10 protein-coding genes and 1 pseudogene are annotated in these 12,284 nt (G+C 39.4%); all 11 read right to left on the bottom strand.

Translation table 11 applies throughout. From position 1 onward, the window contains the following. Positions 1 to 118 precede the first annotated feature (118 nt). The gene (dnaB, locus tag AC5JL8_RS19680) at positions 119 to 1,432 is read right to left on the bottom strand and encodes a replicative DNA helicase (RefSeq protein ID WP_495881365.1); all 1,314 of its coding nucleotides are present in this window, start codon (positions 1,430 to 1,432) and stop codon (positions 119 to 121) included. After that, positions 1,425 to 2,702, bottom strand: a complete 1,278-nt coding sequence (locus AC5JL8_RS19685) for a DNA cytosine methyltransferase (RefSeq protein WP_495881366.1) — start codon at positions 2,700 to 2,702, stop codon at positions 1,425 to 1,427. Before AC5JL8_RS19685 ends, dnaB begins: the two co-directional genes overlap by 8 nt. Then, positions 2,692 to 3,573 (bottom strand): DUF6262 family protein, encoded by an 882-nt coding sequence (locus AC5JL8_RS19690; protein WP_495881367.1) that lies wholly within the window; start codon positions 3,571 to 3,573, stop codon positions 2,692 to 2,694. The genes AC5JL8_RS19685 and AC5JL8_RS19690 overlap by 11 nt, the downstream gene beginning before the upstream one ends. After that, on the bottom strand, positions 3,566 to 5,383 hold the full coding sequence (locus AC5JL8_RS19695; RefSeq protein WP_495881368.1) for a site-specific integrase: 1,818 nt from the start codon (positions 5,381 to 5,383) through the stop codon (positions 3,566 to 3,568). Before AC5JL8_RS19695 ends, AC5JL8_RS19690 begins: the two co-directional genes overlap by 8 nt. After that, the gene (locus AC5JL8_RS19700) at positions 5,383 to 6,825 is read right to left on the bottom strand and encodes a tyrosine-type recombinase/integrase (protein ID WP_495881369.1); all 1,443 of its coding nucleotides are present in this window, start codon (positions 6,823 to 6,825) and stop codon (positions 5,383 to 5,385) included. Before AC5JL8_RS19700 ends, AC5JL8_RS19695 begins: the two co-directional genes overlap by 1 nt. Positions 6,826 to 6,827: 2 nt before the next feature. Further along, positions 6,828 to 7,940 carry a tyrosine-type recombinase/integrase gene (locus AC5JL8_RS19705; RefSeq protein ID WP_495881370.1) on the bottom strand — a complete coding sequence of 371 codons (1,113 nt, stop codon included), beginning with the start codon at positions 7,938 to 7,940 and terminating at the stop codon, positions 6,828 to 6,830. 103 nt (positions 7,941 to 8,043) lie between these two features. Then, a pseudogene (locus AC5JL8_RS19710) lies at positions 8,044 to 8,298 on the bottom strand (DNA cytosine methyltransferase); the annotation flags it as partial. A gap of 121 nt (positions 8,299 to 8,419) precedes the next feature. Then, complete coding sequence (gene lpxB, locus AC5JL8_RS19715) at positions 8,420 to 9,577, bottom strand: lipid-A-disaccharide synthase (RefSeq protein ID WP_495881371.1); 1,158 nt, start codon at positions 9,575 to 9,577, stop codon at positions 8,420 to 8,422. Between the two features lie 100 nt (positions 9,578 to 9,677). Continuing rightward, entirely contained in the window at positions 9,678 to 10,496 is an 819-nt protein-coding gene (lpxA, locus tag AC5JL8_RS19720; protein WP_495881372.1) for an acyl-ACP--UDP-N-acetylglucosamine O-acyltransferase, read from the bottom strand. 222 nt (positions 10,497 to 10,718) lie between these two features. Further along, the gene (fabZ, locus tag AC5JL8_RS19725; protein ID WP_495881373.1) at positions 10,719 to 11,249 is read right to left on the bottom strand and encodes a 3-hydroxyacyl-ACP dehydratase FabZ; all 531 of its coding nucleotides are present in this window, start codon (positions 11,247 to 11,249) and stop codon (positions 10,719 to 10,721) included. 81 nt (positions 11,250 to 11,330) lie between these two features. Then, positions 11,331 to 12,182: a UDP-3-O-acyl-N-acetylglucosamine deacetylase gene (gene lpxC, locus AC5JL8_RS19730; RefSeq protein WP_495881374.1), complete on the bottom strand. Its 852-nt coding sequence runs from the start codon at positions 12,180 to 12,182 to the stop codon at positions 11,331 to 11,333. Between the last annotated feature and the right edge of the window lie 102 nt (positions 12,183 to 12,284).

The following is a 12,284-nucleotide window of genomic DNA, read 5'->3' on the forward strand; positions in this document are numbered from 1 at the left end:
ATTTTTCTGGTGCGATCACGTTCCTTACACATAGCATTACTTTTCAAATAATCATGCAGCCAAACACAACTTTGCATGAGCAAATTATCCGCATTAAATTCTACAGTTCACGATTTAGCTACTCTTTGTAATCAGAAAAGTTACCAATACTAGGGTCAAACACCACCTTACAAGTATCTGTTATACCATTTCTATTTTTAGCGACTATTACCTCCATAATCCCTTTATCAATAGTATTTGAGTTGTAATATTCATCTCGATAAAGTAATAATCCTAAGTCCATATCTTGTTCAATGTCGCCAGAGTCTTTAATATCAGCCATAGAAGGACGTTTATTACTTTGACCTTCTACACCACGATTAATTTGAGCCAGAACTACAAATGGGACATTGAAAGTTTTAGCGATATCCTTACAAGCACCACAATATTTACCAATGGCTTGCGCTCTATTGCCTGCTGCTCTATCTCCAAGCTTTTGAATGTAGTCTAATACTACTAATCCTAACTCTCCTCTTTCCGATTCTATTCTACGAAGTGCAGAACGAATTTTAGTAGGAGTTAAGTCACCCGCAGGAGTATCATCAATTATAATGGGCAGTTTACCTAGATTAGATAATCCTTGTACTAAAGAATCATATTCCTCCTCATAAATTTGATTGTGCATGAGCCTTTGGGAGTCAATACCTGTGTGCATAGAGAGGAATCTTTTAGCCAGTTGTTCCTCAGACATCTCTGCACTAAAGAACAATACTGGCTTCTGAATACTGCTTGCAACATAATTAGCCAGATAACAGCCAAACCAGCTTTTACCCATAGATGGTCTAGCAGCAACCACAATCAAGTCTTGTTTAATTAAGCCACCAATGATAGCATCTAAGTCTACTAAACCCGTAAGGTAAGCAGGAGATGAACCTTGCTCTATCTTATTCAAAACATTAGCTAAACACTCATGAATGGGTTTAGGTTGAAATCTAGCTTTCTTGTTAGTTGTGAGATTAAATAGTCTTTGTTCAGATTGCTCAAATACTTGTTCTAATTCAATGCTAGTATCGCATCCTAAATCTACTATTGTATGTCCTACTGCTACTAATTGACGGCGTTGGTATTTATCCATTACTAGTGCCGCGTAATGGTCTATATTTACTGCCGATACTGTACAAGTAACAAGTTGAGATAGTTTATTCTTACCTCCTACCTTTTCTAATAGTTTATGGTCTGCTAGCCAAGTAGAAACAGTCATCAAGTCCGTTTGTTTATTATTTTGATATAGCTCTAAAGTTGCTTTATAAATTTGTTGATTACCATTAGTACAAAAAGCCTCTACAGGAAGAATATCAGCAACTATACTGATAGCATTCGGGTCAAGTAGGATGCCCCCCAGTATGGCTTCTTCTGCTTCTACGTTTCCTAAAAACTGATTACTCTTAGACATTGATAATATCTTTAGTTGGTATACTAAGCTGCCAATAATTTGCAGCTTGTTTCATAGTCATTGATAAAAGTTTGGGATCTCCCAGATCCAAAACATCTTCAGGAGTAGTTGGATTCATTCCCAAACATTTCATAATTTCTGTAGCAATTGCTCTCGCCAATGGTGGCGGAACTGAATTTCCTACCTGTCTCGCACCATGCCATTTTGTGATGTGAAAACGAAACCAATCAGGAAACCCATGTAATCGTGCCATTTCTCGTACAGTAATACAGCGAGGGCTACTGTAATGAATAGGTCTTGGAGAAGTATGTGAGCCATGAGCAGCATCAGTTCCTGCCCTTAAAGTATTAGCTATACCATTTTCTGCCAATTTGAAGAAGTGAGAAACAGGTTCTTTCTTTCCCTGTTCTGTAGCATGAAATCTAGCTCGTGAGATTGGTGAATGATTAGTTCTTATGCTAGAAGTCAAAAGAAAGGGATTCCAATTTCTCCTATAGCCAAAATGCCAGCTACTATCATCTAAACATCTCATTTCTCGCCCATAGTGGCTGGGATTGCTCCATTTCTCCGTTTCAACGCAATCACTATATACTAATTCTTCAAATTCTTCTGCTTCTGGCAAATCTTTGAGGGCATCCCAACAAGATGGAGTAGGAGGTAAGATAGGATTGGCTAACTTTGCAAACAGTGGTTGGCTACATGGAGCAGGATACTCAGGCAAGACACAACCTTTCTTTGCGCCAATTAGAAATAGTCTTTCTCTCTTTTGTGGTATTCCATAATAAGCAGCATTAAGGACTTTCCAGGGTAAACAGATGTGATAATTATTATTACTGAAAGTTTCGATTAACTCATCTAAAAATGATTGATATTTACTAACTGTAAAACCTTTGACGTTTTCAAAAACGAAATAAGAAGGCTTTAGCTCTAAGACTAATCTTATAAAATCTTTTACTAAAAAATTTCTTGGATCGTCTAATACTCGACGACCCATATAGGAGTAACCCTGGCAGGGAGACCCAGAGATAATAATTTCTATATTTTGGTTGCCAATTCCACTTCTTTCTCGAATATCTTTTCCCGATAACTCAGTTATCGAACAAGGTAATACTACGCAATAGGGAAAATTAAACTTATGAACAGCAGCATGAACCGGATCGATTTCAACGGCAGCTTTCACATCAAACCCAGCTTGCTCAAATCCTAAACTTAGCCCTCCCGCACCAGCAAATAGATCTATTGCTATTGGTCTTTTTAGCTTACTCTTCATTCTTTTCGTTAAATAACTTGCTAAGTTGTTTGAGCTTATCGTGAGAAATTAATTTTTTTTGATTATTTTGCATAGCAACTGAAGATTTACTTGATGGTTTAGGTGTAGATTTTTCGGGAATATTAGGTTTTGCTTCATCACGTATCATAGTTAGTAAGCAAGCAGCAGGATTCTCTATATCAGTTTTACTACGATACTCTTGAAAAGCTTCAATTGATAACTTAACTTTATGAGATTCACGACTTGCTATTTCTTGCTTTAGTTTTGAATTCACCTTAATCCCCATTTCGTTAATGAATTGAAAGATATCCGAGTCTTCTAGCTGAATATCAGCAGTATGAACTTCACTGGGTTTAGGTGTATCAGGTGTAGAGGAACTTGTCTCAGGTTTATTTATTCTTAAGGGAATTATCTTTGTCGATGAATCAGCAGAAGCTTTCTCTCGTAACTGCGATCGCAGGCGATCGCACTCATCTCTGAGTTCGTTGATTTCTGCAACATGACCTCTAAGTTTTTCATTCTGGTGCTTGAGTTCCCTAATTTCTGCTTCCAGTTCTCTAATTCTTTGCTTAGAAACTTCATGTAAAGTTTTAAGACTATGGGGTCTTGGGTCTTTTTCTTCTAAGGGATTTAGTTTAGTCTCCTTTTCGTGTTGAAGTTCGTGGATATATGCCTTAATCTCATCCCATTTGTAGAGATAAGAAATAGAACAGCCAGAAACATTTGCAATATTTGCAAATGTTAATGGCTGTTTTTGAGCAAGTATTTCTTGAATTGCTTTTAATACTTGCTCTTTTTTTTGTTCCTTTCTTTGAGCTTGAGTACGACGCAGAACTTCAGCTTGTTTATCGCGATTATGTTTTTTAGCCATGTGCTAAATTTCTTAGTTCTGGTAGCCATTTATCCATTGCTTCTATAGTAGCTTCGGCTTCTTCTTTTGCTAATTCTGCACCTGCTTGTTTAGCTTCAGTTAGTCTTTGTTGTTCTCCTTTATATTGGCGTTCATAGAGAGGTAATTTACCAGTGCTAGGGCGAAAACTGGAACAGCCATAGCATTTGGGGTAAAGATTAACAGGACACGGCGTTTTAGGGTCGAGGGCACAGTGTCCATAAACCACTAAGCGAGGAGCAATTTCGAGATCGAGTTCGTGTGCTTTAGGGTTGTTGAGTAGGCTTTCTGGCAAAGATTGCCAAGGGAGGAACTTGCTATTGGTGTTCATTAAAAGTTCCTGAAAAGGCAAGTCTACTTCTGCTACTTGTTCTCTGGTAGGAGGTGTATAGTTTTGAAAAGTAGTGCTACTTCTAACATGGTCAGCATAAAGTTTAGCAGCTTCAATACCATATTTTACTCGTACTTCTTGTAACCTGTTATGGCGAGTAATTTTACCTGTGAAGTGGGGTCTCTGCCCATTAGCATCACGGATGTCTTCTTTTTCTATCAGTAAACGAATAATGGCTACCATCCTATTATCATTTATAGTTAACGGAGGTGGTATTGGCAAAGGCTTCATAGTAGTAAAATTAGGGTAATTTTTGCTCCTGACATTCCTGAAATGACAAAATAAATGTGTATATTCCAGACCAATTTCTTGTCTTATCCATTGTTGTTGTTCCTCAATTAATTGCCTAATTTCACGGGTAACAGGTACTTGATGCCAACGCTTAGTTTTATGTTGATAGAATTTGATATACCATTTGCTATTTTCCTCTACTAAGCAATCAAAAATTAATTGGCAAATATCTCCTGGACGAGCAGCAGTGTACTCCTGTACCAGGTAATGGCAAGCAATAGGTGCAGGAATTTTCGACAAATGTTCTTTAATAGATGTGCGCGTTAATTCATCCAACCAGTCAGCATCATTTTTTATCTCTTTAAGATAATCACGGCTACGAATTAGGTGTGATGCATCAAGTTCTAACCATTCAAAAAAAGATTTTATGTAGCTTAATTTATGATTGATTGTTTTGTTGTCGCAATTTTTGTAATTATCTAAAAATCTGAGTACAGCTTCGCGACTGATATCAACTGTTTGTTTTATTTTATAAGTGTCTAGAATTTTTCCTAATTGCTTTAAATTTGTTAGAGTATGTCTAACTCCTGATGGTGAAGAATACACTCTAGATTTAAGTAAATATTGAATATATTTTTTAACTTCTAATAGATACCATTGCGGCGATATGTTTTGAAAATTAATTGATTCGGGAAAAGGATTATCGTAGAAATGTCTTAAATACCAAATGTCATCCTCAAAACAAAAAGGTAATAATTGACGTTCCGTTGTGCTATTAACCCAGCTTGATGCGGCAGTTGATTGAGGCACAAAGCCAACACCGCAATAGCGACATTCACACTGTTCATATATATTTCTTCTTGTATATATCCATCCTTTTTGCCCATCATGTCCTAATTGAGTACAAAGTGGGTTGGGACATTCTATATCAGAGCGGTATTTGTAAATAAAGGCAGGAACTAGACAAGTCAGAGAGATACGTTTATTGCAGGTATGACAAATAAATCTAAGTTTACATATTGAACTTTCTTTGTAAGAAGTTTTTTTCAGCTTGGTTTTCTGACAATGGGGGCAAATAAATTCGTTTTGATATTCTTTATTCCAATCTACTTCTAATTGTCCATATAAAGTAGGATGAATGGAAATCGTATGGGATATCTGTTGAGTCATTATATTGCCTCCACCTTCAAATTTTGTAGTTTTCCTAAACCTTTTAATCGAACTTTAAGCAAATCTATTAATCGATTAATTTCAGTAATTCTTCTTTCTTGACCTACAGTTTTTGCTTGCTTTAAATCTTGTTGTAAGCTTTCGTAATCAGCCTCTAACTTAGTCTTGTCTTCTAGAGTAACTCGATGGTGATCGCAACTCAGACAGGCATAACGGGACTGGCAATCACCTAACATAGTGGGTCGGTGGCATTCTCCTAGCGGAGTGCTAACTTTCAAAATTTCAGCTAGTTTTTCGTATCTAAGTTTTCTAGGTTTAAAACTACTAACTTGACCATACTTATCGACATAACCTTTAGAATTAGCTTCTTTTTCCAATCGCTCTAAAGAACGCTTACGATAATGTGGCAGCATATCCAAAGAACCATGTCCTAAAACCGCAGCAATATATTCATCTTCTGCGTCACAATAAGCCATGATGCTAGCTTTAGTACGGCGGAAATGATGGGTAGTAAGATGAAATCTATTACCGTGCTTGTCTTTAAGATCTGCTTCTTCTCTAAAATCTTTTAACCAAAGTGCAATTGATATCTTAGATATAATTTCTGATTCATAAACTAATTCTGACTGAAATCTCCCATGATTATTATGGTGTGAAATAACAACTTTACAAAACAATTTATCAAATTGAGAATTAGCACCAAATTCAACATCTAAAAATTTTTGTTGCTCTCGAACTAATTCAGCTACTAAAGGATGAATTTGATAGAACCGCCAGTGTTTACGTTTTTCTATCCAACGCAGCAGATACCAGTTATCACCTTCTTGTTTAAGACATTGGCGAGGCATCCTGATCATTTCTACGATGCGACATCCCAAAACAAGCTGGAGTCTAAATAACCTTTCTAGTTGTGGTGGGAAAAGATCAAAATTTTTGTAAATTTGATAAAGGACTTCTTCTGGAATTGTCTCTAATTTAGGATTTTCTTTTTGAATTTTAAAAGCAGTGTAAGTTAATTTCAACCATCCTTCATCAGACCATAATCTGACTGCATAGGCTATACATTGTTGACGAGCTTTTGTCATTCTTTGAGCTACATACTCTCGCAATATATTATTAGTTAAATCTTCTGGATGACTATACCCTTTAGCCATCAAAAACTCATCCAATTGTTTTAAGTAAGTGATTCGATGCCTAATATTATCCAATGCTCTTTTTTGTCTAAAGGTTGCTAAAACGGTTAATTTCGTCAACAACTTAAGCCAAGGTAATGAAAAACCCTTAAAATAAAGATTTTTTTGTATAGCCAATTTACGTTCTTCTTCTGTGTAACTAAGTTCTTCAAGAGACCAAATATCTCTCTCGAAAAAAGGAAGACATAGCCATTTTGGACCCAATTCCGAATTTGCTATTTTTTCTTTTAAGACTTCTAGAGGTAACATAATTATTTTGACTCATCTGCTGATAAATAAACATCTAGACTCATTTCATTCAGTACATGAGAATAGATATCTTTAGTAGTCACAATCGAACTATGCCCCAATAGTTGCTGTACGTAGTGATCGGCATAACCAGCTTGGAGCATTCTAGTAGCGAAAGTATGTCTGAACAAATGAGGATGTACCTCAATTCCTGTTCTATCTTTGAGTTGATAAAACAGACTATTTAACCTTGCACTGGTCATGGGTTTTCCAACATACTTGCTATCCAAATTAACGAACAGCATCCCATGTCCGAGTTTTTCTGCTTCTGGGGGATATTCTTCTAATAGATAAGCATGAAAAGTTTCTTGAACCGCCTCTCTGTTATGAAGGACTGGTATTTCTCTTTCTGTGCCTTTAGCTATTGCACCATTGGGATTATTGTCCCGCCTTACAACTCTAATTCTTCCTCTAGTATCAAAGTCTTGTACGTCTACTAAATGTAAGCCTAATAGTTCTCCCCTCCGCATTCCCGTTTCTCTCAGTAGCATGACTAACAGCCTATCTCTGTAGCTGTAACAGGCATTTGCTAGTTGACCTACTTGTTCGTCGGTCAGACAACCAGGGAAGATTTTTGGCTCTTTTACTTTAATCCGTTTGCGTTTTTCTGGGGTGCTTTTAACTATGCCCCGTAAGAAACCACCTCGTTTGCCCCATCCATGAACCAATTTGGTAAAAAGCTTTTCGTCAATCCTACCTTCTACAATGTGGAATTCATAGAGTCCTTGTATAGCTGTAACTGCTTGATTGACTGTTTTTGGGCTACGTTTGGAAACAATTTCCCGTACTTCTTCGGAGATGACTTCTACTTCGCCACCAAGGAGATACCAGTTAACAAAATCAGCCAGTTCTTGGAGTCCTACATCTTGCCAGTTAAGAGATTTATATTCTAGCCACTGCCAGAAATCTACTAATCGGCAAGCATAAGTGTTAACGGTGTTAGCTGCTAATTGACGCTTACGGCAGTAGTTTAAGTATCGCTGGATGGGTTCTATTGGCAAGCATGTGTCTGTGTCAAATACGCAGCAAAATCTTTCCTCTGTTTGAGGATCAATTGCTCTTTCTAGGCTTATCACTTTCTACTTTGTGGAAGATTTAATAGAGTAACTCTACCATGAAGATTAGCCTACTTGTTGTTATTTTTTCTAAATTGTGGAATATAAAATTGTTGTTGTTATAAGGTGAGCCACAAATTACTACATCAATGTCGCGATCGCCAATCTCGGATCGCTTTCTAATCTCTTCCCCTGTTGTTTCCACAACGCTTTGACATAGCACTGTCCAGAAAGGAAAGTTAAATTCGTGGATAGCACAATGGATAGGGTCAATTTCCACAGATGCAAGGACATCAAAGCCAGCTTGTTCAAAACCAAGGGTCATGCCACCCGCACCAGCGAACAAGTCAACTGCAATTGGCCGTAATTCGTAATTCATAATTCGTAATTCGTAATTCGTAATTAAGACCTACTGCAAAAACCTTGCTAAAAGAATTCCATTTGCTATCTTACTCCTGAAACAATACATCCTTTCCCAACTGGGCACTCACAACTGGGCACTATTTGAGCATTTGCAAAATTTCTTGAGCAGCGCGATCGCATACTCCGACTTCTCCTAAACACTGCCGCATTTCTTGATAATCTGCCAGAGTTTGCTGTTGGCGATCGCGGTTAAGTAGTAATTCCATCACCGCTTGGGTAATATTCTCCGGTGTTGCTTGCTCTTGTAAGAACTCTGGCACAATTGGCTTCATCACCACTAAATTAACTGGTGATGCAAAGGGTATAGAACCCCTTAAGATTTTACGGGCAATCCAAGCAGTAATCGGATTCAGGCGATAGGCAACCACTTGCGGTACGTTTAACAAAGCAAGTTCTAGGTTGACTGTGCCTGATTTGGTAATGGCAAAATCAGCAGCGGCAAAAACTTCTTTTTGTTGACCTGATAAAACTGTAGCTTGTAGAGCGTAATGCTTAATTGCTTTTTCAATTGGCTGTCTGTACTCTTCTAGAGACAAAGGTATCCAGAAATGAACCTCTGGTAATTTCGCTTGAATAGTTTGTGCAGCTTGAAAAATGACTGGTAAAAGATATTTTAATTCTTGGTGGCGAGAAGCAGGTAAAAGAGCGATCGCCAGAGACTCTGGTGAAATACCCAATTTAGCGCGGGCTTCGTGGCGACTAGGAGCGTCTTGCATCCGGTCAACAAGAGGATGCCCTACCCAAGTCACTTTGGCTCCTTGTTGGCTAAAATAACGCGCTTCTTCTGGGAAAATTGCCAAAAGTTTATTTGTAAAGCCAACAATTCGGTTAGTATTACGCAGGTTAACTGACCACACCCACTCCTGCGGAGCTATGTAATATACTACTGGTACGTGTGGCAGATGCTGTTGCATATAAGTGCCAATGCCCAGATTTGGACTCATGTAGTCGATTAGCAGCACTAGGTCAGGTGGATATTGTTTGAGGTGGGCGATCGCTTGTCGCTGTACTTTCAGAGTTGGTACAACAAAAGGCAGGGCTTCTAATAGACCCATTGAGCCAATACCACTCGTATTACCCAGTATGGTCGCCCCTGCCTTTGCCATTTTTTCTCCGCCCAGCGCCGCAATTTCTAATTCCCAGCCAGCAGCCACAGCTTGACGCTTCAGCGCTGCAATCAGCATCGAACCTTGCAAATCGCCAGACACTTCGCCAGTGCTGATAAATATCCGCATTTGGTAATCGGTGATAAAAAATAAGGAACAGAAAATTAGCAATAGAGAATGATGAATGATGAATAGCAAATTAATTCATCATTCATAACTCCTAACTAACTCAAGACTCATCACTTGCGCTCGGTTTACCCTTTCCAGGAATTAAACCACGTCTTCCTGGCATCTTAGAAAGTAGCAGAAAGCGACGCAGATGTTGTAGCTGTTCAGTATCGCCAAGCAATTCTAACTGTTCCAAAGCCTCTGTAAAAGTTAAATTAGAGCGATAGAGAATGCGGAAGGCTTTTTTGAGGATTTGTAAATCGCTTGGGTTCATACCAGAGCGTTTTAACCCCACAAGGTTGAGGGTTCGTACTCGTGCAGGATTGCCCTCCACAAGCATATATGGCGGTACATCTCGGTCAATACGTGCCATGCCTCCTACCATTGCATGTCTACCAATATGTACAAATTGATGAACTCCTAAAACCCCACCGAGCCTAGCGCGTGATTCTATGTGGACATGACCCGCTAGCGCTACTGAGTTGGGAATTATTACATGATCTTCAATAACACAGTTATGAGCCACATGGACATAAGCCATCAGTAGATTGTTGCTGCCAATCACTGTTGCTTGTCCAGCACCGGTGGCGCGGTTAATAGTGACGTACTCACGTATTTGATTATTGTCACCAATTTTGACCCAGGTAGGTTCTCCCACATATTTGAGATCCTGGGGTTCCATGCCGATAGCTGCTCCTGGAAAAATTTGATTTCGCGCCCCAATTTCGCAGGGCCCTTCTAGCACTACATGAGCGCCAATTATACTTTCAGGGCCAACTTTGACATGCGCTCCAATCACAGCATAGGCACCGACTTGCACTGTTGGGTGAAGTTCCGAGTTAGGATGAATTACAGCAGTTGGGTGAATAAGCGTCTTCAAGGGTGAATCTCCGAACTGTCTTGAGTGCTGAACGTTTAAGTATTCGGTTACCGAAAATAAGTATTCAGTTACCGAAAGTGTCGGGCGAAGCAAGTTGTGTGTGAGGGCGGCGAAATTAAGAAATTATAAAATGCTATTGTGGCTGATTGGTTTTACTGCTATCCTTTTTCAGGTCAAAGTAAAGGCACTTCACGGCTGTGCCTGTACCACAAGAGCAAATTTTTAATTTATTAGGGAAAACATCAGTTCGCCTTCAGCAGCAATCTGACCGTCGACTTCAGCACGACCTTGCATTTTACCGAAACGACGTTGTTTAACCCACAACAGTTCCACGGTCATGATCAGCTGATCGCCTGGAACTACTTGGCGACGGAAACGGACTTTATCGATACCAACAAAAACGAATAGTCCACCTTCAAACTCTGGTAGCTGCGTCATAACTACGCCGCCTACTTGTGCCATTGCTTCTACAATTAGCACTCCTGGCATCAGTGGACGCTCTGGAAAATGACCTTGAAAATGGGGTTCATTGACAGTGACATTTTTAACGCCCACTGCTCGTTTCCCTGGAACATAGTCAATAATCCGGTCTACAAGTAAAAAAGGATAGCGGTGGGGTAGCAGTTGTTGAATTTCTTCTGTGAAGAAAGTTGTTTTTATCTCTGGTGTGTTATTGGTTTCATTGTTAGCTTGAGGTTCGGTAGATGCAGGTGCAACCGCATTGATAGTATCAGCTTCAGTGAGGATTGACATTGGCTGTGTGATAGATTTTGAATCTGGAATTGATGTAGATGTGCGTTGAAAACCTTGAAGATTTGAAATTTTGGATTGAATTCAAAATTTCAAATCTAAAATTTTCTGTGCCAGTTGAATGTGTAAATTGTGGCTGGCCTTATACGCTAAGAAATGAGCAACAGGAAATTTTCCTAGTAAACTCAAATCTCCTACTAAATCCAAGATCTTATGACGTACTGGTTCATTTGCAAATCTTAATGGTGGATTGATCCAACCTTCAGGGCCGCAAACGAGTGCATTATCCAAGCTCCCACCCTTGATTAAACCGGATTGCTGTAAATGTTCAATTTGATGCAGCAAACCAAAGGTGCGGGCTGGAGCAATTTCCATAGCGAAGCTAGCAGCAGCTTTTTCTAGGTCAGCACTTAGTGACCAACTATGCCATTGGTTACCAATAGCAGACAGGTCAAAGTCAATACCATAGCTAAAGCGGGTTTCTGGTGCTGGGAGGGCACAAGCAAAGGCATCGCCTTGATAAACCCAAATTGGCTCTTGAATAGTGAGGGCTACTTCACCGTCAGTGACTGGTTGTGATAACAAGCCAACTTGAGCGATGCTTTCTGCCCATAGCCTCGCCGAACCATCCATCAGTGGTAGTTCCGGGCCATCAATTTCAATCCGGGCGTTATCCACCCCTATAGCAGCAAGAGATGCTAACAAATGTTCTACGGTGCGAATGCACGCCACGCCTTTACCCAGCTCAGTTGAAAGCACAGTTTGACTAACTGCTGCAACTTGTGCCGGAATAATTGGCGAATCTGGTAAATCTACTCGCACAAAGTAGCGCCCACTACCCACCTCGGCTGGTAATATCCGAACGTGGGTACTCACACCACTATGCAGCCCCACACCGGTTTTGGTGATTTCTGCTGCTAAAGTGTGTTGTTGCATAGGCAAAATCCTCGAACTGCACCTAGAAATGTTACTAATATCTGAACAGTATTGAGGTAAAAGTCAAAATTGGCAAGATAACGCGGAAATAGATTGGTTAAT

Source organism: Mojavia sp., assembly GCF_059505145.1.

Excerpts from the sequence above, each read along its gene's own strand:
- dnaB (WP_495881365.1), bottom strand. The coding sequence starts at position 1,432 with ATGTCTAAGAGTAATCAGTTTTTAGGAAACGTAGAAGCAGAAGAAGCC.
- AC5JL8_RS19685 (WP_495881366.1), bottom strand. The coding sequence starts at position 2,702 with ATGAAGAGTAAGCTAAAAAGACCAATAGCAATAGATCTATTTGCTGGT.
- AC5JL8_RS19690 (WP_495881367.1), bottom strand. The coding sequence starts at position 3,573 with ATGGCTAAAAAACATAATCGCGATAAACAAGCTGAAGTTCTGCGTCGT.
- AC5JL8_RS19695 (WP_495881368.1), bottom strand. The coding sequence starts at position 5,383 with ATGACTCAACAGATATCCCATACGATTTCCATTCATCCTACTTTATAT.
- AC5JL8_RS19700 (WP_495881369.1), bottom strand. The coding sequence starts at position 6,825 with ATGTTACCTCTAGAAGTCTTAAAAGAAAAAATAGCAAATTCGGAATTG.
- lpxB (WP_495881371.1), bottom strand. The coding sequence starts at position 9,577 with ATGCGGATATTTATCAGCACTGGCGAAGTGTCTGGCGATTTGCAAGGT.
- fabZ (WP_495881373.1), bottom strand. The coding sequence starts at position 11,249 with ATGTCAATCCTCACTGAAGCTGATACTATCAATGCGGTTGCACCTGCA.
- lpxC (WP_495881374.1), bottom strand. The coding sequence starts at position 12,182 with ATGCAACAACACACTTTAGCAGCAGAAATCACCAAAACCGGTGTGGGG.